Source organism: Streptomyces sp. NRRL S-1813, from assembly GCF_000719605.1.
Lineage (GTDB): Bacteria > Actinomycetota > Actinomycetes > Streptomycetales > Streptomycetaceae > Streptomyces > Streptomyces decoyicus.
In genome coordinates this window covers 1-22,427 of the sequence record NZ_JOHB01000019.1, presented here as the reverse complement: position 1 = coordinate 22,427, position 22,427 = coordinate 1, and the positions used below count along the sequence as shown (strand labels likewise).

21 protein-coding genes and 1 pseudogene are annotated in these 22,427 nt (G+C 69.9%); 12 read left to right on the top strand and 10 right to left on the bottom strand.

Annotated elements, in window-relative coordinates; all coding sequences use genetic code 11:
- The first annotated feature begins 8 nt into the window (after positions 1-8).
- The gene (locus tag IF67_RS0124305) at positions 9-1,427 is read left to right on the top strand and encodes an MATE family efflux transporter (protein ID WP_420708713.1); all 1,419 of its coding nucleotides are present in this window, start codon (positions 9-11) and stop codon (positions 1,425-1,427) included.
- Positions 1,428-1,527: 100 nt separating this feature from the next.
- On the opposite strand, the gene IF67_RS0124300 is transcribed toward IF67_RS0124305, so the two are convergent.
- Positions 1,528-2,322, bottom strand: a complete 795-nt coding sequence (locus IF67_RS0124300) for a PhzF family phenazine biosynthesis protein (protein ID WP_030989024.1) — start codon at positions 2,320-2,322, stop codon at positions 1,528-1,530.
- A 364-nt stretch (positions 2,323-2,686) separates the two neighbouring features.
- Here IF67_RS0124300 and IF67_RS0124295 point away from each other — a divergent pair, with 364 nt between their 5' ends.
- From IF67_RS0124295 to IF67_RS0124280, 3 genes are all read left to right on the top strand, one after another.
- The gene (locus IF67_RS0124295) at positions 2,687-3,946 is read left to right on the top strand and encodes a PP2C family protein-serine/threonine phosphatase (protein WP_030989023.1); all 1,260 of its coding nucleotides are present in this window, start codon (positions 2,687-2,689) and stop codon (positions 3,944-3,946) included.
- A 249-nt stretch (positions 3,947-4,195) separates the two neighbouring features.
- Positions 4,196-4,675 (top strand): hypothetical protein, encoded by a 480-nt coding sequence (locus IF67_RS0124285; RefSeq protein ID WP_158713156.1) that lies wholly within the window; start codon positions 4,196-4,198, stop codon positions 4,673-4,675.
- 106 nt (positions 4,676-4,781) lie between these two features.
- The gene (locus tag IF67_RS0124280) at positions 4,782-6,155 is read left to right on the top strand and encodes a hypothetical protein (protein WP_234341292.1); all 1,374 of its coding nucleotides are present in this window, start codon (positions 4,782-4,784) and stop codon (positions 6,153-6,155) included.
- Between the two features lie 25 nt (positions 6,156-6,180).
- Here IF67_RS0124280 and IF67_RS0124275 read toward each other — a convergent pair whose 3' ends face one another.
- The 5 genes and pseudogenes from IF67_RS0124275 to IF67_RS45175 all read right to left on the bottom strand — a co-directional run.
- A complete protein-coding gene (locus IF67_RS0124275; RefSeq protein ID WP_037839786.1) occupies positions 6,181-6,714 on the bottom strand; it encodes a hypothetical protein in 534 nt (177 codons plus the stop codon).
- The gene (locus IF67_RS0124270; RefSeq protein ID WP_078889599.1) at positions 6,711-8,177 is read right to left on the bottom strand and encodes a molybdopterin-dependent oxidoreductase; all 1,467 of its coding nucleotides are present in this window, start codon (positions 8,175-8,177) and stop codon (positions 6,711-6,713) included. Before IF67_RS0124270 ends, IF67_RS0124275 begins: the two co-directional genes overlap by 4 nt.
- 135 nt (positions 8,178-8,312) lie before the next feature.
- Positions 8,313-8,936, bottom strand: a complete 624-nt coding sequence (locus IF67_RS0124265) for a CBS domain-containing protein (RefSeq protein ID WP_037839784.1) — start codon at positions 8,934-8,936, stop codon at positions 8,313-8,315.
- Between the two features lie 143 nt (positions 8,937-9,079).
- Positions 9,080-9,976 carry a universal stress protein gene (locus IF67_RS0124260; protein WP_030989013.1) on the bottom strand — a complete coding sequence of 299 codons (897 nt, stop codon included), beginning with the start codon at positions 9,974-9,976 and terminating at the stop codon, positions 9,080-9,082.
- A 59-nt stretch (positions 9,977-10,035) separates the two neighbouring features.
- Positions 10,036-10,146, bottom strand: a pseudogene (locus tag IF67_RS45175) (DNA-binding response regulator); the annotation flags it as partial.
- Between the two features lie 801 nt (positions 10,147-10,947).
- Here IF67_RS45175 and IF67_RS0124255 point away from each other — a divergent pair.
- The 4 genes from IF67_RS0124255 to IF67_RS0124240 all read left to right on the top strand — a co-directional run bounded on the left by IF67_RS0124255 (position 10,948) and on the right by IF67_RS0124240 (position 13,680).
- On the top strand, positions 10,948-11,151 hold the full coding sequence (locus IF67_RS0124255; RefSeq protein WP_030989011.1) for a cold-shock protein: 204 nt from the start codon (positions 10,948-10,950) through the stop codon (positions 11,149-11,151).
- A 341-nt stretch (positions 11,152-11,492) separates the two neighbouring features.
- Positions 11,493-12,857 carry a DEAD/DEAH box helicase gene (locus tag IF67_RS0124250; protein ID WP_030989009.1) on the top strand — a complete coding sequence of 455 codons (1,365 nt, stop codon included), beginning with the start codon at positions 11,493-11,495 and terminating at the stop codon, positions 12,855-12,857.
- A 55-nt stretch (positions 12,858-12,912) separates the two neighbouring features.
- Positions 12,913-13,311 carry a CBS domain-containing protein gene (locus tag IF67_RS0124245; protein WP_030989008.1) on the top strand — a complete coding sequence of 133 codons (399 nt, stop codon included), beginning with the start codon at positions 12,913-12,915 and terminating at the stop codon, positions 13,309-13,311.
- A gap of 54 nt (positions 13,312-13,365) precedes the next feature.
- Positions 13,366-13,680, top strand: coding sequence for an SCO5918 family protein (locus IF67_RS0124240; protein ID WP_030989005.1), 315 nt, complete (start codon positions 13,366-13,368; stop codon positions 13,678-13,680).
- A gap of 151 nt (positions 13,681-13,831) precedes the next feature.
- On the opposite strand, the gene IF67_RS0124235 is transcribed toward IF67_RS0124240, so the two are convergent.
- Together IF67_RS0124235 and IF67_RS0124230 are read right to left on the bottom strand one after the other, a co-directional pair.
- The gene (locus IF67_RS0124235) at positions 13,832-14,209 is read right to left on the bottom strand and encodes a hypothetical protein (RefSeq protein ID WP_030989004.1); all 378 of its coding nucleotides are present in this window, start codon (positions 14,207-14,209) and stop codon (positions 13,832-13,834) included.
- 369 nt (positions 14,210-14,578) lie between these two features.
- On the bottom strand, positions 14,579-14,947 hold the full coding sequence (locus IF67_RS0124230) for a hypothetical protein (protein WP_030989002.1): 369 nt from the start codon (positions 14,945-14,947) through the stop codon (positions 14,579-14,581).
- 423 nt (positions 14,948-15,370) lie between these two features.
- Between IF67_RS0124230 and IF67_RS0124225 the strand changes: the two genes are divergently transcribed.
- Complete coding sequence (locus IF67_RS0124225; RefSeq protein ID WP_051818525.1) at positions 15,371-16,189, top strand: DUF2785 domain-containing protein; 819 nt, start codon at positions 15,371-15,373, stop codon at positions 16,187-16,189.
- Between the two features lie 97 nt (positions 16,190-16,286).
- Here IF67_RS0124225 and IF67_RS0124220 read toward each other — a convergent pair whose 3' ends face one another.
- Both IF67_RS0124220 and IF67_RS0124215 read right to left on the bottom strand, forming a co-directional pair.
- On the bottom strand, positions 16,287-17,216 hold the full coding sequence (locus tag IF67_RS0124220) for a molybdopterin-dependent oxidoreductase (RefSeq protein WP_051818524.1): 930 nt from the start codon (positions 17,214-17,216) through the stop codon (positions 16,287-16,289).
- Positions 17,217-17,359: 143 nt separating this feature from the next.
- A complete protein-coding gene (locus IF67_RS0124215) occupies positions 17,360-17,965 on the bottom strand; it encodes a helix-turn-helix domain-containing protein (RefSeq protein WP_030988997.1) in 606 nt (201 codons plus the stop codon).
- Between the two features lie 396 nt (positions 17,966-18,361).
- Between IF67_RS0124215 and IF67_RS0124210 the strand changes: the two genes are divergently transcribed.
- The 3 genes from IF67_RS0124210 to dnaK form a co-directional block, all read left to right on the top strand.
- Positions 18,362-19,570 (top strand): cytochrome P450, encoded by a 1,209-nt coding sequence (locus IF67_RS0124210; protein WP_030988995.1) that lies wholly within the window; start codon positions 18,362-18,364, stop codon positions 19,568-19,570.
- A 277-nt stretch (positions 19,571-19,847) separates the two neighbouring features.
- A complete protein-coding gene (locus IF67_RS0124205; protein WP_030988993.1) occupies positions 19,848-20,903 on the top strand; it encodes a type III polyketide synthase in 1,056 nt (351 codons plus the stop codon).
- Between the two features lie 371 nt (positions 20,904-21,274).
- Positions 21,275-22,427 (top strand): molecular chaperone DnaK (dnaK, locus tag IF67_RS0124200; protein WP_030988991.1); only part of this gene is annotated, 1,153 nt, incomplete at its 3' end.

Genomic DNA, 22,427 nt, shown 5'->3' with positions numbered 1-22,427 from the left:
TGCCCGCCATGCAGCTGACCACCCTCCTCCGCGACAGTCGCGCCCTGGCCACCCTCGCCGTCCCGCTCATCCTCACGCAGCTCGCACAGGTCGCGCTGACCACCACCGACACCGTGATGATGGGGATGCTCGGCACGGCCGACCTCGCGGCGGGGGGACTGGCCATCGTCCTCTTCAACCAGCTGCGCACCATGGGCGTCGGCCTCGTCACCTCCGTCGGCAACCAGATCGCCGCCGCCTCCGCACGCGCGGAGTCGGCCCAGGACGCCGGGCCGGGCACCGCGCAGGGCGAGAGTGACGACGAGGTGCGCGAGATCGTCCGCGCCAGCCTCGCCGTGGCCACCCTCGCCGGTATCGCCGGCGCGGTGCTCATGCTGCTCATCGGGCAGGCGCTGACCCTCCTGGGACAGGAGGCCGACGTCGTCGACCGCGCGCAGACCATGCTGCCGGCCCTCGCGCCCGGTCTGGTGCCCTGCCTCTGGTTCCAGGCCATCCGCCAGTTCACCGTCGGTATGCGCCGTCCGCAGGCGCTGCTCCAGATCACCATCGCCTCCGTCGCCGTCAACGCCGGCATCAACTGGGTCCTCATCCACGGCACCTGGGGCCTGCCGAAGCTCGGCCTGCCCGGTGTCGGTGTGGCCACCACCCTGGTCTACCTGCTGTCCTTCCTGGCCCTCTACCTGTCGGCGAAGAAGGACCCGGTCCTCGGCCTCCTCCTCAGCCTCAACATCGCCAAGGCCGACCGCGCCACCGTCCGCCGCCTGGTCCAGCTCGGCGTACCCATCGCGGCGACCTACGGTTCCGAGGCCGGTTTCTTCTCCGTCACCGCCCTGATGGCCGGTTCGTTCGGCAGCGCCGCCCTGGCCGCGCACACCGCCGTCAACCAGCTCGTCTACATCGTCTTCCAGGTCGCCGTCGGCCTCTCCCACGCCGCGTCCATCAACGTCAGCCGGGAACTCGCCCTCGGCCGCACCGAGGCCGCACTCCGCATCAAGAACACCGCTCTGGCCTGCGCCGGAGCCGTCATGGTCGTGGTGGGCGTCGTCTACATCACCCTGCCCGACCTGGTACTCAGCCCCTTCTTCGACACCAGCAGCGCCCGCGACGCACAGGCGGTGTCGATCGCCACCCACCTGCTCCTGGTGATCATGGTGTTGCAGTTCTTCGACTGCGCCCAGAACATCGGCGTCGGACTCCTGCGCGGCCTCGACGACACCAAGAGCGGATTCCGCATCACCCTCGTCGGCTACTGGGCCATCGGCCTGCCCGCCGCATGGCTGCTGGGCTACGCCGCCGGGCTCCACACCCTCGGCATCTGGCTCGGCCTGCTCACCGGCCTCGCCGCCACCGCCATCCTGCTCCTGCGCCGCTACAGCGCAAGCCTCCGCACCAAGTTCACGGCACAGCAGGCCGTGTCCACGGCCTGAGACGGCCGGTCAGACCGGCGCAGCACGGTGTCGTTCGTGAGCCCCGCCCCCGGTCGCACCGGGAGGCGGGGCTCACGAGCACTCCGGCCGCCTACGCGCCTCAGGGCGTCAGCTCGCCGTCGAACACGGTGACCGCCTGTCCCAGCAGGGTGACCCGGTCACCGTGCAGCTCGACGCCCACCCGCCCGCCGCGCGCGGACAGTTGCACACCGGTCAGCTCCGTACGCCCCAGTCGGCCCGCCCAGTGGGGTGCGAGGACGCAGTGGGCGGCGCCGGTGACCGGGTCCTCGGGAATGCCGGCGGCGGGCGCGAAGACCCGGGAGACGAAATCGTGGTCGGCACCGGCGGCGGCACGCGCGGTCACGATGACCGCCCGGCCGCTGAACTCGGCCAGTGCGGCGATGTCCGGGGCCAGATCACGCACCGCCGACGCCTCCGGCAGCTCCACGAGCAGATCGTGCCGGGCGCTGCCCGTCCACCGCGGCTCGGTCCCGAGCGCCTTGGCGAGTCCCTCCGGCGCGGGGGCGGCGGTCGGCTGATCCGCGGGGAAGTCCAGCGTGAATGCTCCCTGACTGTGCCGACGGGCGGTCAGCACACCGCTCAGGGTGTCGAACCGCAGGGCAGCGCCGGACGGGATGCCCTGTGCCGCGTGGAGGACGTGCGCGGTGGCCAGGGTGGCATGACCGCACAGATCGACCTCCACGGTCGGTGTGAACCACCGTAGCCCGTAGGTGTTTTCCGCCACGGGGTGCACAAAGGCGGTTTCCGGCAAGTTGAATTCGGCGGCGACCCGCTGCATCCAGGCGGCGGCGGCAGGTTCTTCCAGCAGACACACCCCGGCGGGATTCCCGGCGAACGGCCGGTCGGTGAACGCATCGACGATGAAGGCACGCATGCCCCCGACGCTACGTGCCGATGGCGCGTAGCGGGCGAATTCCCGAGTTCGCCGAAGGCCGGCCCGGTGGCGTAGGGGGCGGGCACGCTCACCGCACTCCCACCGGCCGAGGAGACCCCTCCCCCGCCGGGCCCCGGGGGGGCAGGCGCGGACGAAGGGTGCCGGGCGCCGCCCCGGGAGCACGCGAGCCATTCGGGTGAACGGCGAGGACGGGCCGGGCCCGGCCGCCGCCGTGCCCCCTGCCTCCGGGGCCCGTGCGGGGAGGACACCGCACGGGCCGCGGCGCGGTGCGGAGGTGTCCCGGCGGGCGCGGGCGCCGGGCGCCTCATAGATTGGCACGGGCGGGGCCGTGAGCCGGAGGAGGATGGGCAGGGAGCGCGTGCGGAGACCGGAGCTCGATCATGCGGCGCTGTTCGCAGCGACACCGAGCGCTTGCCTGGTCCTTGACCCGGACCTGGTGATCGTGGACGTCAACCAGGCGTATCTCCAGGCAACCGGGCGGACCCGGGACGATCTGCTCGGGCAGTACGTCTTCGACGCCTTCCCCGACAACCCCGCGGACCCCGACGCCGAAGGCGTACAGAACCTGCATCCCTCGCTGAACCGGGTGCTGGCTTCCGGGGAGCCGGACACGATGGCGGTCCAGCGGTACGACATCCCCGTGGCCGACCAGCCGGGCCTGTTCGAGGAGCGCTGGTGGTCCACCATCAACACTCCCGTCATCGGTCCGGGCGGCACGGTGGCCTGGATCATCCACCGGGTGGAGGACGTGACGGCGTTCGTGCACTCCCGCCGGGCCCGTCAGATGCCGGGCGGGCAGCTGAGCGAGCGCGAGGAGGCGATGGAGGCCGAGCTGTACGTCCGGGCGCGTGCGCTGCAACACCTCAACGAGGAACTGCGCCGGGCCCATGCCCGCGAACGCCAGGTCGCGCTCACCCTCCAGGAGGCCATGCTCCACTCCCCCGACCTCGCCCGGCACCGCGACATCGCGGTGCGCTACCTCCCGGCCATCGGCTCACTGAACATCTGCGGCGACTGGTACGACATCGTCGACCTCCCGGGGGAGGCATTCGCCGTCGCGGTCGGAGATGTCGTCGGCCACGGGCTGGAGGCCGCCGCCGTCATGGGCATGCTCCGCAGCGCCCTCAGCGCCGCCGCACGCTCGGTCGTGGGACCCGCCCAGGCGCTGAAGGTGCTGGGCCTGTACGCCCGCTCCGTCGAGAAGGCGCTGGCCACCACCGTCATCCAGGCACTGATCGACACCGCCCGTCACGAGGTGACCTACAGCAGCGCCGGTCACCCGCCCCCCGTCCTGCTGCACGCCGACGGCACCCACGCGCTCCTGGACCAGGCCACCGACCCGCCCCTGGGCGCCCACCCCGAACATGAGCCACGCCCCCAGGCCCGCCTTGCCTACACCCCCGGCGACACCCTCGTCCTCTACACCGACGGGCTCATCGAACGCCGCGACGAAGACATCGACGCCAGCCTCGCCCGCCTCACCGACGCCCTCTCCCGCTACAGCAGGTTCAGCCCGCAACGCCTCGCCGACGCGCTGCTGGCACGCCTCGGCGTCAGCGCCGGCGCCAGCGACGACATCGCCCTGGTCGTCGTCCGCCTGTAGCCCCGAAGGGAACAGCCCGCAACTCGACCAGCGGATGCATCCGGGAGATGCGTCACGCACGATGGGACATAAGAAGATCCAGATCCTCGAACTGCTTCGGGGTGACCGATGACAGAACATGCAGGACTTCACCGTGCGAACGGCCGCCGTCTACCGCAGGACCGCTCGGCGCGGGCGCCGACGGGAACCGCACCACTCGACCACCCACACCGCCTTCCTGGTGTGACCGGTGTGCGGGTGTCCTTCGTCATGGCCCTTGTCGTGGCCCTCACCGGTGCCGGCGCGTTCTTCGGCCCGGCCCGGGCGAACAGCCCTGGGTCCGGAACGGCTATGGTCTCCACCCGCGTCGCGGGGTGGGCAGTCAGCCCCTCGCTCGGCCACACCTGGACACAAGCCGTCCACGCCCGCCCCCAGGCCTCGCCGACGCAGTCATCCACGCCGGATCCCGCGGACGTGGTCCAAACGTATTTCAGTGCCGTCAACGAGGGTGACTACATTGCCGCTTGGGCGCTGGGCGGGAAGCAGCACATCGCGGGGAACACGTTCGACGCCTTCGTGCAGTCCTTCAACACCACGAACAAGTACGACGTCACCATCAAAGCGGTGGACGGCAACAAGGTCGAGGTCGAGCTCGACCAGCTGCTGACCGACGAAACCCACCGCCACTTCACCGGCACCTACACCGTGGAGGACGGCGTGATCGTCACCGCCGACATCCACCCCAAGTAACCCCCCGGAGCATCGGGCGGGGCACCCGGGCGGCACGCCGCCACTCCCCGCGGCCGTAGTGGTGGCGGTCAGCACTCCGGCTGCCGGCCTGGCCTACCGTGGCCGGGTGACAGCGAGCGTGCGGAAGCGGGAGTGCCACCGCGACCTGTGGGCGGCTGCGGGTGCGGTGGCACTGTTCGTCCTGGCAGCAGTCGTCGGGCGCGTCATCAACCGGACCGTTTACGGTTCCGAGGGAATCCTGCGGCTGGGGTGGCCGCCGTTGCACGCCTGGTGGCTGCCGCATGTCGGCCCCGGCACCCCGGCGGCGGTGGCCGTCGCGGCGGTGGTGGTGGCCTACGGTCCGTCGACCGCTCAGCGTCTGTCGTGGCGGGTGCTGGTGCCGGCCGTGTGGGCCTCGGCGATGGCCTGGACGTGGTCGCTGGCACTCGTGGACGGGTGGGGCCGTGGCGTCGCCGAGCGGCTGACCACCAGCCTGGAGTACCTGCAATCCGTCGACGACGTGCACGACGTGGGCGCTTTCCTGCGCGACTTCACGCACCACATTCTGGTCGGCTCGCCCGGCATCTGGCCGGCACATGTGGCCGGTCATCCGCCCGGCGCTCTGCTGACGTTCGTCGGGCTGGACCGGATCGGGCTGGGCGGCGGCGCCTGGGCCGCCGTCTGGTGCATCACCGTCGGAAGCTCGCTCACCGCGGCCGTCATGGTGACCGTCCGCGCACTGTGCGGTGAGGAACTGGCCCGCCGGGCCGCCTCGTTCCTCGTACTGGCCCCGGCGGCGGTATGGATCGGGGTCAGCGCCGACGGCTACTTCGCGGGGGTGGCCGCCTGGGCCGTCGCCCTGCTGGCCCTGGCGGCCACCCGCAGTACGCGCAGGCCGCGTCTCGCCGCCCTGGGTGCGGGGCTGCTGCTCGGCTGGGCCTGGTATCTCTCCTACGGGCTGACCGTTCTCGTCGTCCTCGGCGCCGCCGTACTGCTGCTCGCGCGCTCGGTCCGCCCGTTGCCGTATGTGCTGCTGGGCGCGCTGGTCTGGGCGGCGGCCTTCACCTGGGCCGGGTTCTGGTGGCTGGACGGCTATACGACGCTGGTCGAGCGTTACTACCAGGGCGCCGCGAAAGTACGCCCCTACAGCTACTTCCTCTGGGCGAACCTGGCGGCCCAGGTACTGACCGTGGGCCTGGCCACCGTCGCCGGGCTGCGCCGCGCCGCCGGTCCGCTGTGGCATGCGGTGCGGAGGATGCGACGCGAGCCACCGAGCGGACGGGGCGCGCTTGCCGTGCTGGTCGCGGCAGGGCTGTGCATGATGCTGCTCGCGGATGTCTCCGGGATGAGCAAGGCGGAGACCGAACGGATCTGGCTGTCCTTCGCGGTGTGGACGCTGCCCGCAGGTGCCCTGCTGCCACGCCGCTTTCACTCCTGGTGGCTGGCCGCGCAGGCCCTCCTCGCGCTGCTGGTCAACCACCTGTTGCTGACCGGCTGGTGACCACATCCACCGGCGGGCCGGCTGCCTAAGGTGCCTCCGGCGGAGACGGGGGAGACGGGGGATCTTCAGAGCGTGGACGGGCCCTGTGTGTGCGCCACAGGGCCACCAGCAGACACACCGCCGAGGCCGCGAAGAGCGCCGCGGTGATCAGTAGCCAGTGGTCCCAGAACTGACCCGACGGCAGACCGGTGTACAGGGAGAATCCCTGGACGCGCTGGAGGATGAGCGGGTACCACACCAGGAGCAGCAGGAGCGCGACGAAAGCGGGCACCCGGACGTAGTTGATCCCGCCTGCCACCACCGGGGCGGAAGGGTTCGGTGTGCGCCGCCGGTGCCGGTGCCGGTGCCGGAAGAGGCGTTGCACCACGCGGTCGGTGGCGGTGTACAGGGGCAGGAACACCAGGTCGTGCAGGAGGGCCGCGCCGACGAACCAGATGAGGACGCCGAGGGTGTCCCCTGTGAGCAGTCGGACACCCGCGTACACGGCCAGAAAGAAGGAGCACAGCACCAGCAGGAGGTGCAGAGGGGACGCCCCGTAGCGTGCGCGGGGGCCCTTCACGGGGTGCTCCCGAAGGTGAGGCGGGTGACCCATTTCGTGTTGTGCACACCGGGGTTGGCGGGGACGATGATGCGCGCCGGATATCCGTGGTCCGGGGAGAGAGCGGCGCCGTTGACCCGGAGGGCCAGCAGCGATCTGGGATCGCGTACTTGGTTGTCGCGCAGATGCGCCGAGCGGAAGGAGCCGGCGCGCTGTGCGGACTCGACGAAGATGCCCGGCGGGTTGTGACGCAGTCCGACCAGGGCAGCGAGGTCCGCCAGCCGGACGCCGCTCCAGTGCTGGTCGTCGGTGGACCAGCCCTCGACACAGGCAATGGGCAGGGCCGCCGTGTGCTGGGGAAGGGTGAGGAGCTGTGCGCGGGTGCAGGTCCGCTCGCGGCCGTCGCCCCGTACGACCAGCCGCCAGTCGGGGCCGATATCGCGGGCCCTGATCCCCACGCTCGCCGCGGTCTTGTTGATCTGGAAGCCGTTGGGCCCCTCCCCCGGGTCCTGCCCGCGCGGGGCCAGCAGCGCGGTCCTGCGGAGGGAGCCGCCGATGCTCTGCCCCGCCGTGACGAGGAGCAGGCCCACCGACCCCGCACCCACCAGGCCGAGCGCGCCACGCCGCGACATGGTGGGAGGCGCCGGGTCAGGTGCCACCAGCCCGGTGTCGTCGGCCGGTTCACTCACCGTCCGGGAGAGCGGCGTGCGCAGTTCGGTGCGCAATCGGCGGCCGCGCAGGGCCTTTGCCATCACGGGGATACGGAACGCGATATGGACGAGGAACGCACCGATGAACACCCATGCTCCGTAGAAATGCAGGGTGTAGAAGGAGCCCGGGAAGATGTAGTGCAGCTGGATGTTCAGCACGCCGGTGACGAACTCGAACAGCGCCCCGCCCACCAGGAGCAGCAACGAAAGCCGTTCCAGCGCATGGCTCGGTGAGCGCAGCGGCGGCCAGGAGAACAGCTTCGGGATGACCGACCACAGCTTCGCCAGCAGCACGGGGATCAGCACCACACCGAGCGTCACATGGATGCCCTGGGTGAGGCGGTAGAGCCAATAGGGGCTGGTCGGCCAGGAGAAGAGGTAGAAGCCCAGCCATCCCTTGTCCGGTGTCCGGTCGTTGCCCGGAGCCAGATCGGGGTTGTAGGCGGCGTAGGACAGCAGCCCGGTCACGAAGAGCGCCGTGATGCCGACGAGCAGGATCAGCCCGAACGCCGAGGTCAGCCACGGCCCCCGCAGGGGACTGCGCCAGAACCCGGGACGAGCCGGACCGGGTGGCGGACCGCCGGGGAGGCGAAGGCCGCGTCGGTCACGGGCCGGCCGTGAGGAGGCGTCAGCGTGCCGGCGGGTGGCTTTGCCCGCGGATGGCTTCGCCGGGCGTTCCAGCCGGGATGAACCGGCGGCGGCCGCCTTGTCGGGACGACGGCCGGGCGTGGGGCGGCGCGGCCCGTCCCCCTGGTCGTGGTCGCTCGGCTCCATGGCGTCCCTCCGCCGCGTCCGGTGCGGCTCGGCCCGCCGCTCAGGGCCAAGATATGCGGGAATGGGGGCATTTAGCGCACACCAACACCATGCCCTTGCGCCGGTTGTCCGGCGGCGCAGCTTGCCGTGTGCGTGCTACTCCGGCGCTTCCTGCCCGGGCGTGGAGGCGCCGCCCCTCGGGCAGGTGAGCCGGTCGACCACCCCGACCACCCCGTCGACGCTTTCACACAGCCGCACCGCAATCGGGGCAAGGCTTGCGTGCTCCACGGTGCCGGTGAGCGTCACGGTGCCGTCGGCGACCTCGACCGTGACCGCGGACGGTGTCACGCCGAGCGTCCGCGTCAGCACCTCTTCCAGCACCTCCTCCTGAATGGCGCGGTCGCGGCGCAGGAACAGCCGCACCAGGTCGCTGCGGCTGATCACGCCGATGAGACGGCCGGTGTCGTCGACCACGGGCAGCCGCTTGACCTTGTGCTTCTCCATCGTCTTGGCTGCTTCGACGACGCTCCACTCGGGCCGTGCCACCACCACGGGGCTCGTCATGATCCCTTCGGCGGTGCTCGCTCCGAGCTTGGCGATCTGCCGGCGCAGCAGATCGGCCTCGGACACCACTCCCACCGGCCGCTCGTCCTCGTCGAGGACCGGGACGGCGGTGATGTCGTACTCGTCGAGCAGGTGCGCGATCTCCTTGAACGGAGTGCCCCGTTGGACGACGACGGCGTGGGGCGTCATCAGGTCGGCAACGCTGCGGTGGCTCATCTTCGGCCAGTCCCTCCGGGTGTGCAGGTGCCGGATCTCAACCGCCTCATGGGCGGGGATCCGGTACCGACCAGCCTGCCTCGCGCCCGCGGTTCCTGCGCAGGGACGGGCGGGTCCGGGCGCATCCTCCCCCTGCCTGCTCATCATTCGTGCGGAATCACAGCCACCGGGCAGGCCACATGGTGGATGGCGGCATGCGCCACCGGGCCGACGCGTGGCGCGAGCGGCGGACGGTGCAGCTTGCGGCCGACCACCAGAAGCTCGGCCCCGAAGACCGCCTGGACCAGGGCCCGGGTCGGGGTCTCCGACACAACGGTCTGCTGTACCGGCACGTCGGGGAACCGCTCACACCACGGGAGGAGGGCGTCCCCCAGCTCGACGGCCGCTTCCTTGGTGAGTTCCGTCGCGGCATCGGGATCCAGGCCCCACGGGGTGTAAGCGTGCACGGGGAGCGGACGCCCGTGCACGGCCTGAAGCGGAACACCCCGGCTCGCCGCGGCGTCGAAGGCGAAGTCGAGCAGCCGATCGCACGGGCCGTTGAGGCTGAGGCCGGCGACGACCCGCGCGTCGGGGGCGGGCGGCGGGTTGTCCGGCGGTTCGTGGCGCGGCGCCTTCGCGCGCCCGTCCCGGCGGACGAGCACGACCGGCCCCTTGGCCCGGCCCACGACATTCAGGCTCACATCGCCGAGCACATAGCTCTCCCACGGCGCGAGGGCCCGCGATCCGAGCACGATCATCTGCGCCTCGGCCGCCGCGCCCAGCAGTGCCGGTTCGGCCTCCGCCCCCACCAGGTCCTCGATGATCAAAAGACGCGGGTGACGTTCCCGTACCTCTTCCAGGGCCCGGTGCACGATCCGCCGGGCGCCGGCGTTCTGGTCCCGGTCCGGGGGTGTGTCCGGCGCCTCGGCGGTCAGCAGTATCCACGCATGGAGAAGTCGCAGCACCGACTGCCGCCGGTCCGCTTCGTCGGCGGCCCATAGCGCGGCTGCCAAACTCTCCGGCGAGCCGTCGAGCCCGACGGTGATGACTTCCGGCTCCATGGCGTTCTCCCTTCGGGGTAGGAGAAGGGGACCGGCTTCGGGTCGCAGAAAGAGACCGGATCGGGCTCGGCATCGGGCAGCTCCACCACACCGCGCCGGACGACCTCATGATCATCGAGCAGATACACCCGGATCTGCCGCTGCGGTGAGCACCCGGCTGCGTCGCTCATGCCGCCCCTCCGACCGGGTACGACGCCTCCGCTCCACTGCCCCCATCGTGGCCCCGATCGCATGAGCCTGCCATGCCGTACGGGACAGCCCTCAGGGGCACGCGACACCGCTCCGGACATGGCGCCGACCGCCGTCGTGACCGTAGTCGGAGACAGCCCAGAACCGGCCATGCGTGCGGTCCGGCGGCGGTTACGGGTGACCCGGCGCGGCGATCTGAAATCTTGCCGATGAGGAGCAAAATCTCGGGTCTACTAAGCCCGAATATCTATCATCCTCGGAATAGATTTCTTGCGTCGCATCGATCGAGGCGGGACGGTGAGATGGACCCGGCGGGAGGTCGAGGCAGGGGCCTGGGCCGCCCCCTCCCCGCACCTTCGCCCCGACAGGGTCAGGCAGCTTGCCCGGCGGCGGGCGGGCGGACGTGCGGCAGCACGGCGAGCAGACCGCCGGAGTGCGGGCGGCGTCAGGGCCGAAGCGGGCCGCGAGCCACGTTTCCCGGCCGGATGGTCGGTGCTCCGGTAGTGAATATCTCGCGCCGCAACTACAGAAATACCTGCCACGTCGGTAGGGGTTTTTGCGCCCCCGAAATGGCGGGAGCAACGGCGGCGCAGGCCAGCTGGTGCCGTGCTACTGTCGATCTCAGTTGCAGTTGTGGTTCCCAAAGACTTCTCGCTACCTCATCGGCTTTCCAGGCCGGTTGGAGTGCTTTTGTATTTCCGGGTTTTCCGGAGGGGCAATCATCGCGGCGACGCGGGGTCCGCACAGTGCGGCCCCGGGCACTGCCCCGAAGGAGATATGACATGGCTAATGGCACCGTGAAGTGGTTCAACGCGGAAAAGGGCTTCGGCTTCATCGAGCAGGAGGGTGGCGGCGCGGACGTCTTCGCCCACTACTCGAACATTGCCACCCAGGGCTTCCGCGAGCTCCAGGAAGGCCAGAAGGTGACCTTCGACGTCACGCAGGGCCAGAAGGGCCCGCAGGCCGAGAACATCGTCCCCGCCTGACACTGACGCGTCAGACTGCAGCTGGGGCCCGCACCTTGGGTGCGGGCCCCAGCGCGTTGCCCTTTGCGGAATGCGCTGTGCGTGCCCTCACGGCCGCACCGGCGACAAGGGGCAGCCTGTTCGGTGCCGAACCGCAGCGTGCTGCGGCAGAACGGCAGTCCGCCCAGCTCTCTGCTCCGGCACCGTGCTCGCCTCCCTTTGCGGCGACATTTCTTCACGCGCCGGCGGTCGATTCCGCCCCGCCACGTTCCATCTGTTTTCTCCGGTCCGTTCTGCGATTCTTTTGTGTGGCTGAAAGCTGCCGGGAATTCTTCGACGTACCGCATCGAGGAAGGTTCTCCATGAACCGCACAGCTCGCCCGAACGACCGCTCCTCCCGCACCCGTTCCGCCGGTTCCTCCGGCTCCGGCCGCGGCGGCTATCGCTCGCAGTCGTCGAACCGCTCCGGTGGCAAGGGACGTCGTCCCGCCGCCCGGCCCGCCGAGTTCGCGCTGCCCGTCACGCACACTCCCGCCCTGCCCGCGGCCGAGACCTTCGCGGAACTGGACATGCCGTCCGCGGTGTTGGCCTCGCTGACCGCGGAAGGGATGACGGCCCCGTTCCCGATCCAGGCCGCCACGCTGCCGAACTCGCTGGCCGGACGTGACGTCCTGGGCCGCGGGCGCACCGGCTCGGGCAAGACGCTCGCCTTCGGTCTGGCCCTGCTGGCCCGTACCGCCGGCCAGCGCGCCGAGCCCCGCCAGCCGCTGGCCCTGGTCCTGGTCCCCACGCGGGAGCTGGCCCAGCAGGTCACCGACGCGCTCACGCCCTACGCCCGGTCGCTGTCCCTGCGGTTGGCAACCGTCGTCGGCGGTATGGCGGACATGGGCTTCATGCCCCAGGTCACCGCCCTGCTCGACCAGGTCCGTCCCGAGGGGCAGCGGATGCTCTTCTCGGCCACCCTGGACCGCAACGTCGACCTGCTGGTCCGGCGCTATCTGACGGACCCCGTGGTCCACTCGGTCGACCCCTCGGCGGGCGCCGTGACCACGATGGAGCACCACCTGCTGCATGTCCGCGACGCCGACAAGCACGCCACCACCACGGAGATCGCCGCCCGCGAAGGCCGGTCGATCATGTTCCTGGACACCAAGCGCGCCGTGGACAAGCTCACCAAGCACCTGCTGAGCAGCGGCGTGCGCGCCGCGGCCCTGCACGGCGGCAAGTCCCAGCCCCAGCGCACGCGCACCCTGGCCCAGTTCAAGACCGGCGATGTCACCGTCCTGGTGGCCACCAACGTCGCGGCCCGCGGTATCCACGTCGACAACCTCGACCTCGTCGTCAATGTCGACCCGCCCACGGACCACAAGGACTACCTGCACCGCGGCGGTCGCACCGCCCGTGCGGGCGAGTCGGGCAGCGTCGTCACCCTCGTCCTGCCCAGCCAGCGCCGCGAGATGGACCGCCTGATGGCCGACGCGGGCATCACCCCGCAGTCCACCCAGGTCCGCGCCGGCGAGGCCGACCTGAACCGGATCACCGGCGCCCAGACGCCCTCCGGCATTCCCGTCACCATCGCCGCGCCGGTCGTCGAGCGTCCCAAGCGCAGCGGGTCCTCCACGCGCGGCCGTCGCAGCCGCTCCGCCCAGGCCCGTCGGTCCGGCGGAACCCCCCGGACCGCGACCGGGACGTCGCAGCGGCAGCGCTCCGTCGGCAAGGCGTCCTGATCCGGCGCCCACGGGCAGCCCGGCTCGCTGGATCACCACACCACGGAGGATTCCGTTGACGCTGCTTCAGCTCCGCCCCTGGCATCCGCACCGCTCCGACAGGACGGTCGGCAACGCCATGACCCCGCCGGGACCGCAGGTCGGCGACGACATGATCGTCGACCTGGCCCTGTCCGTCCTCAACGGTGCACGCGCCGACCACCTCCTCGTCCGTGACGAGGACGGCCGGTGCACGGGCCTGATCACCCGGGCCCAGCTGACCGCCCACCAGCGCGATTCCTGGTACACAGAGGAAACCCGGTTGCGGGACATCGTCTACGACCGGGGACCGTTCACGTCGTCCGTGACGTCGGTGCACGACGCGGAACACGCCATGCGAGGTCGCGCGCTGCGCGCCTCGCCCGTGGTGGACGAGGACGGGCACACTTTGGGAGTGATCTCCCTCGCATGCTGAACCGTCCGCGTCACCCATCCGTTTCCGGCTTCTCTTCGACCCTGTAGAGGCACTATGCGCGTCGTCATCGCCCGCTTCCCCTTCGACCTGATCAAGACCGAGGTGCAGGATGCGATGAAGGGCATCAAACCCGAACCCATTACGGGTGAGTCCGTGCTCATCGGCAGCCGTCACTACCCCGTCAAGCAGGTCGGGGAGATCATCACCCGGCAGGACCGCCGTGACTTCAGCGCCGGCGAGGTGACCCGGGCGCTGACCCGGCTCGGATTCACCTGCCGCTCCGCGCCCCCCGCAACCCGCACCCCGCTCGAAGAGGCGTCGGCCATGCTTCAGGCGCCGGCGGCCCCTGAGTGGGATCCCGAGAGCTGAAACCTGACAGGGGTGTGGGCTCCGACCGCCGCGGTCGGAGCCCACACCCCTGTTCAGGCGTACTGTCCGGGCACCGGAGTGATCATCGTCGCGCCGCTACGGCAAGGGCGCGAGCGGCGGCGGTGGATCGTACCGGGGCCGGGGCCGGGGCTCAGCGGTCGGAGTAGCGGAAGTCGCCCACCGTCCAGGCGCCCACATCCTCGATCGCCACGCGGTACATCCCGCCGGTCTCGGGAAGGCCGATGCTTCCCTGGAGGATCCTCGCCACGTGGAAGTGCAGATGCGTGGGTGGACCGCTCCGGCCGGGCGAGCGGGAATCCGGGCCGGCCGAGGAGAAGAGCGCGGAAAACGGGCCCAGCCGCTCCGACTCCTGCAAGACCTCGGCCACGCGTTGCCGCCACACGCCCTCGGGCGCCAACCGTCCTGTGAGGACAGCGCCTTGGACAACAACAGTGAGAGACATCTGATTGCTCTGCTCCGACTCCACCATGGTGGCGATGTCGACAAGCAGCGCGTCGGGCTTCGACATGGGAGCAGACTTTACTGCTGCGACCGGCCCTCGGCACCACACCCGGCAGCGAACAGGCGCCCCGTAACGCTCTCCTGACACCCGTACGGCTCTCGCACGGGTCCCCTTGCCCTCGCCCCACCCCGCGATACGGCGTGACCCCCGTGCGCCGCCGCCCAGTTGGCCCCGGCCGAACCACTCACAGCGGGCACCCCTGCACTTCCTCGTCGCCCGCAGGACACCCCGCAGGCAACCTGGGCGAGCAGTCGACGGGCCGCGGGCCGGGTCCCTCTTTCGGGTGCCCGGCCCGCGCGGCATTCAGGAACGGTTACGGCGAAGGCCTCGAAGCTGTTGCGGTGGTGCGGCGCACGGCGCTCACGGCGTTCACGCTCAAGGGTTCTGCGGGTCGACCCCGGTGTGCGCTTCGGCGTCCCTGCCCCCGCTGGGCCGGCGTGAAGGCCCCTTCGGCCCCATGTCCCGCATGCCCTTCTCATCGGCCTCGGCGGCGTGCTTTTCGCCGCTGCGCGTCTCGCTCTTCACCTCGCTCGCCGGCGGCACCTTCTCCTGCCGCTCGGCCGACTCCTTGCTGCTGTCCTTCTCCGGCGCGTAGCGCTCGGGGTGGAACGACCTGTGCGCACTCTCGTTCTTCTGCTGCTCGGTCTGGTCGACATCGGGCGACCAGCCGTGTTGCTCCGTTCCCTTGTGCGTGCTGGGGCCCTCGCCCATCTTCGGGTGCGAAGACTTCCGGTCCTTTGTCATGTCTGCTCCCTTGTTGGCCCCACCGGGCGGTGGCGCCGGCTTGCGCCCTCCTGCGAGGTTTCCGACAAACCTGCGCAGTGGGCGGCAAGCCCTCGCTTCCTGCACGTCTCCGACCCATGCGCCATGCCCATGCCGCCATGACCCATGGGCCGAAGACTCCCCCACGTCCAGCCTGAGGGCCGACGGGATCATCCGCATCTCAGCCCCGGTGCGACAGGGGCCGGTCGGGCACCGACCCGTTGTCCGCCGCCCCTCCCCGGACGCGGAACGCAGCCCCCCCCGTCACGTTTCGTTACGGCGGGGCTTCCCTTACCGGGTCTCCCCTGCCGGGGCTTCCCTCGCCGCGCGCAGTGCGGCTGCCAGGCAGGTTCCGGCCTTCGGGAGCCTCTTGTCGCTCCCCGCGGCGCATGGAAAGCTGCCGCAATGAGTACCGATCTTGTCCGCTGGCCGACGATCGCCGCCCAGGGTTTTCCCTTCCCTGACGCCGTACCGGCTTCCCGGCTCCGGGACGAGCTGTCGGCCATGCTGGTGTCTCCCGACCCCGAGGTCCGTGACGAGCAGGCCTATACCGCCACCGCGCGCTGGATACGGGAAGGGCACCTCGACGAGGTCCTGGAGGACCTCGGTGACACTGCCGCGGAACGATTCACCCATCCGGAGATTCAGGCCCGCACCTTCGCTCCGCTCGTTCTCCGGTGTGTGCTGACGCGGGGGCATGCCGTCCCCGACGCCGTCCCGGGCGCGGCCGCGGAGCGCTGGTACGCCGCTTTCTCCTCCTGGTACCCGTCCGAGCGCGACACCCGCGGCTGGGACGACTCGCTGGGCTGGCTCCACGCCGTCGCCCATGGCGCCGACGCGGCTGCGGCGTTCGCCCGGGCGCTGCCCGCCCGCCGCGCCGCACTGCTGGAGCTGTGTGCCCACCGGATGACGGCCGCACACGCCGACTACCGCTACGCACAGCTGGAGGATGCGCGCCTGGCCCATGCCTTCAGCCGCATTCTGCTCGCTCCCGGCCTGACGGCCGAGCAGGCCACCGGCTGGCTGAACGTGGTGGCGGACGCCCTCGACGGTGGAGGCCCCGGCCCCGTCCCGCCCTGGGCCTTCAACACCTTTGCCACGCTTCAGTCCCTGCATCTCCATCTGACCCGCGGCCTGGCCGACGGCGGCGCTCCGCCGCACGCGTCGGTCGTTGCCGCACGTGTCGCCGCCCTCCTCCGCCTGCCGTACAGCTGGCTCGCCTGACACCTGACAGCCGACCGCCCACCTCGTACGCCCGTCGTAGGTGATCAGCGGGGCCGGCATCGGTCCGTGCCCGCTGCCGCGGGGCCCAGGCGCGAACCTAGGCGCGGACCTGCACGACGATCTCCTGGACCGAGTTGCGTGAGCCCGGTCCAGGCTGCACGCGGCCCGCGCGGTCATGGGCCCGGCATCTGATCCGGTGCCGCCCCGGTACGAAGCGCCGGGACAGGGTGAAGCGCTGCCAGGTGGGTTCCGGCCCCCGTGCATCGAGCCGCGCGGTCTCCCACGGGCCCTCGTCCACGGCGATCTCCACGGCAACGACCTCGGTCACGCTCCACGCCCGGCCACGCACCTCCAGCACCCCCGCCGCCAGTTCAGCCTCTTCGCGTGGTGCGACGAGGACGCTGTTGACATCCACGTCCCGGACCGGTTGCAGGCGCTCGCTGCCGGGCTGCCGCCGGTTGTAGAGCTGGGTGGTGAAGAGGTGATCGGGCCTGGTGTCCGAGACGACGATGCGGCGGAGCCATTTCACCGAATTGGTGCCGAACATCCGCGGCACCACAGCGCGCACCGGGAAGCCGTGTACAGGCTCCAGCGGTGCGCTGTTCATCGCGTAGGCGAGCAGGACGTCACGGTAGGCGGTCTCCAGCGGCAGGTCCTTGAGGTATCTGACATCCGGTGTGCCGTGGAAGGTGCCGTGGTCCGCGCCCTCGAACCAGAGGTGCGCGGCGCCGGCGTGCGGCGCCGCGTCGTCCAGCAGGCGCGCGAGGGGGACGCCGAGCCATCGCACGTTCGCCACTGCACGCACCGGGACATCAGGGGCGAACGGGCTGCCGAAACACTCGTGGAAGGCGGTGAGGGGCGTCGCCGGGAGTGCGTGCAGCGTTTCCAGGTCCAGTCGCAGCGGATGTGCGACGAGCCCTTCCACCGTCAGCGACCAGGTCGCGGCGTCCACCTGTGGCACGCCCACATGCGTTCTGGTGAATACCTCTCCGGTGGGAGTGACGAAGTCCGGGTCCGCTGCTCGCATGGGTGTCCTCACGTGGTGGTACGTCGGCCACGGTTCTGCGCAACGTGCCGGTACGCAGGACCGTCCCCTTTACTGCCGACGATCCTCAACTGCCGCGTCGTGCAAGGCAATTCTTTATCGGCCTGCGCTGCCCGCGCTGAGGGTCAGGCCTGGCCGGGGTGCGGCGCCGGTGGCGAGGCGCGGACGTGCATCCGCTCGCCCTGCGCCCCGAAGAGGCTGAGGAACTCGACGGGATGCGGGCCGGCATTGGCGAAGCCGTGCGGGATGTGGGTGTCGAATTCGGCGGCCTCCCCGGAGGTGAGAACGAGATCGTGCTCACCGAGTGCCAGCCACAGCCGGCCGGAAAGGACGTAGAGCCACTCATAGCCCTCGTGGGTACGCACCTCGGGGCGAGTGCCGGTGGCTTTCCTGGCGGGGAGGATTTGCTTGTAGGCGTGCAGCCCGCCGAGGTGCCGGGTCAGCGGCACAAAGGTCTGCCCGTCGCGGGTGAAGGGGCGCGGATGGACACGCGGGTCGCCGGTGGCCGGTGCCCCGACCAGCTCGTCCAGCTGCACCCCATGGGCCTTGGCCAGCGGAAGCAGGAGTTCGAGGGTCGGTTTGCGCTGCCCGGACTCCAGACGCGAGAGGGTGCTGAGCGAGATGCCGGTGACCTCGCTCAGCTGCGCCAGGGTCGCTCCGCGCTGTCGCCGCAGCGCCCGCAGCCGCGGGCCGACCGCGTTCAGCACGCCGGGAATGTCATCGTCCACCATGGCTCTATTTGCCGTCCTGGCAACAACTTTTGTCAAGCGGGCCGGGGCGGGCCTTCGCTCTCCGGATTCCGATGAGCCGCGGCCCGGCTCTCCCTAGGGAAATACGCGGTACGGCACCTCTGAACCCGGCCGAGAGATCACCCGATCGGCGCATCTCACCGACCACTCACCGATATCCGTAAGTCACTGTGGACCTCAGGGCAACCACCCCCGCCGGTCCGTCGGCCGAACGGGGCAGAAAAGGACCTCCACATCTCCGCGTCGACGGTGACCGGAAATAAATGAGCGCCTTTCCTGCTGACGGCCTGGTAACCGGTACGACCGCATGCGTGCGCTTGAGTTCTTCACTTCGCAGGCGGTGCATCCGCTCGTCACATCTCACTTCGGGAGCTCACCATGGAATCCGGCTCTAAAGTCTGGAACTGTCCATTCGACTATGCCGAGGGCCTGGAATTCGATCCGACTCTCAAGCGCCTGCTGACCGAAGAACCGGTCGCCCGCATCCGGCTGCCCCACGGAGAAGGCGAGGCATGGCTCGTCACCAAGTACGACGACGTACGCACGGTGACGACGGACCGGCGCTTCAGCCGCAGCGCCGTCATCGGCCGGGACTTCCCCCGCATGACCCCCGAGCCGATCGTCCAGGACGAGGCGATCAACGTGATGGACCCGCCCGCCAGCAGCCGCTTGCGGAGCCTGGTCTCCAAGGCGTTCGCTCCGCGGCACGTGGAGCGGATGCGGACCCGCACCCAGCATGTCGTGGACGAACTGCTGGACCGGATGACCGAGCACGGCTCCCCCGCCGACCTGATGGAGAGCCTGGCGTCCCCCCTGCCGCTGACCACGATCTGCGAGGTCCTCGACATCCCCGAGTCCGACCGCGCCCAGCTGCGCGGGCACGCCCGGACGATGATGAACGTCACCGTCGAGAACCGGGACCGCGCCGTGCAGGCCAAGGCCGATATGCGCGACTACTTCAAGACCCTGACGGCGAAGCGTCGCCAGCACCCGGGCGACGACCTGATCAGCGCCCTGGCCACCGCTCGCGACGGGGACGAGATCCTCAACGACCAGGAACTCACCGTCATGGCCATGGTCCTGCTCATCACCGGCCAGGACACCACCACCTACGAGATCGGCAACCTCGCCTACACCCTGCTCACTCGGCCCAAGGATCTCGCGATGCTGCGCTCCCGCCCCGAGATGCTCCCGCAGGCGATGGAGGAAATGCTGCGGTTCATCCCCTTCCGCAAGGGCGTCGGCATCCCCCGAGTCGCCACCGAGGACGTGGAGTTGAGCGGGGTGATGATCCACGCCGGGGACATCGTGCACGTCTCCTATCTGACGGCCAACCGGGACAGCCGGAAGTTCGACCGGCCCGACGAGCTGGATCTGGAGCGCGAGGACCGCACCTCGCACATGACCTTCGGCTGGGGCGGACACCACTGCCTGGGTGCCCCGCTCGCCTTCACGGAGCTGGAAGTCGCCCTCGGAACCCTCCTGGAGCGCTTCCCGGACCTGAAGCTGGCACAGCCGGCCGAGGAGATCCGCTGGAACACCAACTCGATCTGGCGCTATCCCCTGGAGCTGCCCGTCACTTGGTGACCGTGGGTCACGGCAGCGACATGCCGATTGCACCTGCCTGGCGTACGGTTACTACTCGGAAAGATCGTTCCACCAGCACGGGGAGAGTTCATTCTTCGACGGCTGGCCCGCTCGATTCCCTCCCGGAGTCGTCAATTTCGCCGCCGGATCCGCTCCTGGTTTTCTTGCCCGTACTGACCGGGCGAATCACCGCGACGGATACCGTCGGCCGATAGCGACTCGAATTTCAGAACAGGGAATTCACTGGGCGGGCCACAGTCTGCAAGGAGTGCATCCCATGGCGGTTCTGTGCAAACCTGCAATCGCGGTCCCTGAATACGTCATCACCCAGGACGACACCCTCGAACTCGCGCGACGGCTGCACAAGGATCATTCGCAGCTGAGACTGATACTGCGGCTGATCGAGAACACGGGTGTACTCAAACGACATCTGATACAGCCGATCGACAAGGTGCTCAAGCATCCGGGGCTGGACGCCCGTAGCGCGGTCTACGAGGAGGAATCCAAGGCCCGCGTCCCCGCCGTGGTCCGCAAGGCGCTCGACCAGGCCGAACTGGAACCCCGGCAGATCGACCTCATCGTCTACGTGTCCTGCACCGGATTCATGATGCCGGCGCTGACCGCCTGGCTCATCAACACCCTGGGCTTCCGGTCGGAGACACGGCAGATACCGATAGCCCAGCTCGGCTGTGCCGCGGGGGGCGCCGCCATCAACCGGGCACACGACTTCTGCCGGGCGTACCCCGAAGCCAACGTGCTGATCGTCGCGTGTGAGTTCTGCTCGCTGTGCTACCAGCCCACGGACCTGGGTGTGGGGTCGCTGCTGTCGAACGGGCTCTTCGGTGACGCGGTGGCCTCCGCCGTGGTCCGCGGCAGCGGCGGCACCGGTGTCCAGCTGGAACGCAACAGCTCGTACCTCATCCCGAACACGGAGGACTGGATCTCCTACGCGATCCGGTCCACGGGCTTCCACTTCCAGTTGGACAAGCGCGTCCCCGGGACCATGGAACCGCTCGCCCCCGCCTTGCGCGCCGTCGCCGAGCAGCACCAATGGGACGCGAGCCAACTGGACTTCTACATCGTCCACGCGGGCGGTCCGCGCATCCTGGACGACCTGTGCCGCTTCCTCGACGTGCCTCCGGAGGCCTTCCGGTTCAGCCGCGCGACACTGACCGAGTACGGCAACATCGCCAGTGCGGTGGTGCTCGACGCGCTGGCGCGCATGTTCGACGAAGCGTCGGCCCTCGACGGCCAGCGCGGTCTGCTGGCCGGCTTCGGCCCCGGCATCACCGCCGAGATGGCCCTCGGCACCTGGACCTCAACTCCCGTGTGACAGCGGCCTGACTCGCCCCGCTCGGTGCGTCCGCGGTGAACCGCCGGGCGCACCGAGCGGGGTTCGCTCTCCCGGCAGGGCCACCCGACTGCAACGGCCAGCGGGAACGCGACCGCGGTTGGTGCATACGGTGTATATGCCGTGAAAAGGAATATCTTGACAGATGTGTCGGCACGTTTTATGCACGTTGTATACCGGCGACGCAGACCGGCTCACTCTCCATAACAGCAGGTGAGAGGGCCAACGGGGCGAGACTCGGGGCCACCCGGGCACCCGGTCCGGCCTCCGCCAGGGGGCCTGCGGGCGTGGCGTCGGGTGCCGGTGCCGGGCGGTGCCGCTCCGGGAGTCGGCCGCAAGACGAGGAGAAGACCATGGCACGTGCAGTGGGTATTGACCTTGGTACGACGAACTCGGTGGTCAGCGTGCTGGAGGGCGGTGAGCCCACGGTCATCAGCAACGCCGAGGGCGCCCGGACCACCCCGTCGGTGGTCGGCTTCGCCAAGGGCGGCGATGTGCTGGTGGGTGAGATCGCCAAACGGCAGGCCGTGACGAACGTCGACCGCACCGCGCGGTCGGTCAAGCGCCACATGGGCGAGGCGCAGTGGCGCTTCCCGGAGAGCGGCGACATCGACGGCAAGCAGTACACCGCTCAGGAGATCGCCGCGCGGGTGCTTCAGAAGCTCAAGCGCGATGCCGAGGAATACCTGGGCGAGGATGTGACGGATGCCGTCGTCACCGTTCCTGCGTACTTCAACGACGCCCAGCGCACCGCGACCAAGGAGGCCGGTGAGATCGCCGGCCTGAACGTACTGCGGATCGTCAACGAGCCGACCGCCGCGGCCCTGGCCTACGGCCTCGACAAGGAGAACGACCAGACCATCCTGGTGTTCGACCTCGGCGGTGGCACCTTCGACGTCTCGCTGCTGGACATCGGCGACGGCGTCGTCGAGGTGAAGGCCACCAACGGCGACACCCACCTGGGCGGCGACGACTGGGACCAGCGGATCGTGGACTACCTGACCAAGCAGTTCAAGAACGCCTACGGCATCGACCTGTCCCAGGACAAGATGGCCACCCAGCGCCTGCGCGAGGCCGCCGAGAAGGCGAAGATCGAACTGTCGGCGGCGACCGAGACCACGATCAATCTCCCGTATCTGAGCGCATCGGCCGACGGGCCGCTGCACCTGGACGAGAAGCTCACCCGCTCGCAGTTCGAGCAGCTGACCGCCGACCTCCTGGAACGGTGCAAGACCCCGTTCCACAACGCGGTGAAGGACGCCGGGATCAAGGTCTCGGACATCGATCATGTGATCCTGGTCGGCGGCTCGACCCGTATGCCCGCGGTGACCGAACTGGTCAAGGAGCTGACCGGCAAGGATCCGCACAAGGGCGTCAACCCGGACGAGGTCGTCGCCGTCGGTGCCGCCCTCCAGGCCGGTGTGCTCAAGGGTGAGGTCAAGGACGTCCTCCTGCTGGACGTCACCCCGCTGTCCCTCGGTATCGAGACCAAGGGCGGCATCATGA

Excerpts from the sequence above, each read along its gene's own strand:
- IF67_RS0124260 (WP_030989013.1), bottom strand. The coding sequence starts at position 9,976 with ATGGAGCCGGAAGTCATCACCGTCGGGCTCGACGGCTCGCCGGAGAGT.
- IF67_RS0124295 (WP_030989023.1), top strand. The coding sequence starts at position 2,687 with ATGGGCAGGGAGCGCGTGCGGAGACCGGAGCTCGATCATGCGGCGCTG.
- IF67_RS0124220 (WP_051818524.1), bottom strand. The coding sequence starts at position 17,216 with ATGCGAGCAGCGGACCCGGACTTCGTCACTCCCACCGGAGAGGTATTC.
- IF67_RS0124265 (WP_037839784.1), bottom strand. The coding sequence starts at position 8,936 with ATGAGCCACCGCAGCGTTGCCGACCTGATGACGCCCCACGCCGTCGTC.
- IF67_RS0124250 (WP_030989009.1), top strand. The coding sequence starts at position 11,493 with ATGAACCGCACAGCTCGCCCGAACGACCGCTCCTCCCGCACCCGTTCC.
- IF67_RS0124230 (WP_030989002.1), bottom strand. The coding sequence starts at position 14,947 with ATGACAAAGGACCGGAAGTCTTCGCACCCGAAGATGGGCGAGGGCCCC.
- IF67_RS0124240 (WP_030989005.1), top strand. The coding sequence starts at position 13,366 with ATGCGCGTCGTCATCGCCCGCTTCCCCTTCGACCTGATCAAGACCGAG.
- IF67_RS0124285 (WP_158713156.1), top strand. The coding sequence starts at position 4,196 with ATGGCCCTTGTCGTGGCCCTCACCGGTGCCGGCGCGTTCTTCGGCCCG.
- IF67_RS0124210 (WP_030988995.1), top strand. The coding sequence starts at position 18,362 with ATGGAATCCGGCTCTAAAGTCTGGAACTGTCCATTCGACTATGCCGAG.
- IF67_RS0124270 (WP_078889599.1), bottom strand. The coding sequence starts at position 8,177 with ATGGAGCCGAGCGACCACGACCAGGGGGACGGGCCGCGCCGCCCCACG.
- IF67_RS0124255 (WP_030989011.1), top strand. The coding sequence starts at position 10,948 with ATGGCTAATGGCACCGTGAAGTGGTTCAACGCGGAAAAGGGCTTCGGC.
- IF67_RS0124300 (WP_030989024.1), bottom strand. The coding sequence starts at position 2,322 with ATGCGTGCCTTCATCGTCGATGCGTTCACCGACCGGCCGTTCGCCGGG.
- IF67_RS0124205 (WP_030988993.1), top strand. The coding sequence starts at position 19,848 with ATGGCGGTTCTGTGCAAACCTGCAATCGCGGTCCCTGAATACGTCATC.
- IF67_RS0124215 (WP_030988997.1), bottom strand. The coding sequence starts at position 17,965 with ATGGTGGACGATGACATTCCCGGCGTGCTGAACGCGGTCGGCCCGCGG.
- IF67_RS0124305 (WP_420708713.1), top strand. The coding sequence starts at position 9 with ATGCAGCTGACCACCCTCCTCCGCGACAGTCGCGCCCTGGCCACCCTC.
- IF67_RS0124235 (WP_030989004.1), bottom strand. The coding sequence starts at position 14,209 with ATGTCGAAGCCCGACGCGCTGCTTGTCGACATCGCCACCATGGTGGAG.
- IF67_RS0124225 (WP_051818525.1), top strand. The coding sequence starts at position 15,371 with ATGAGTACCGATCTTGTCCGCTGGCCGACGATCGCCGCCCAGGGTTTT.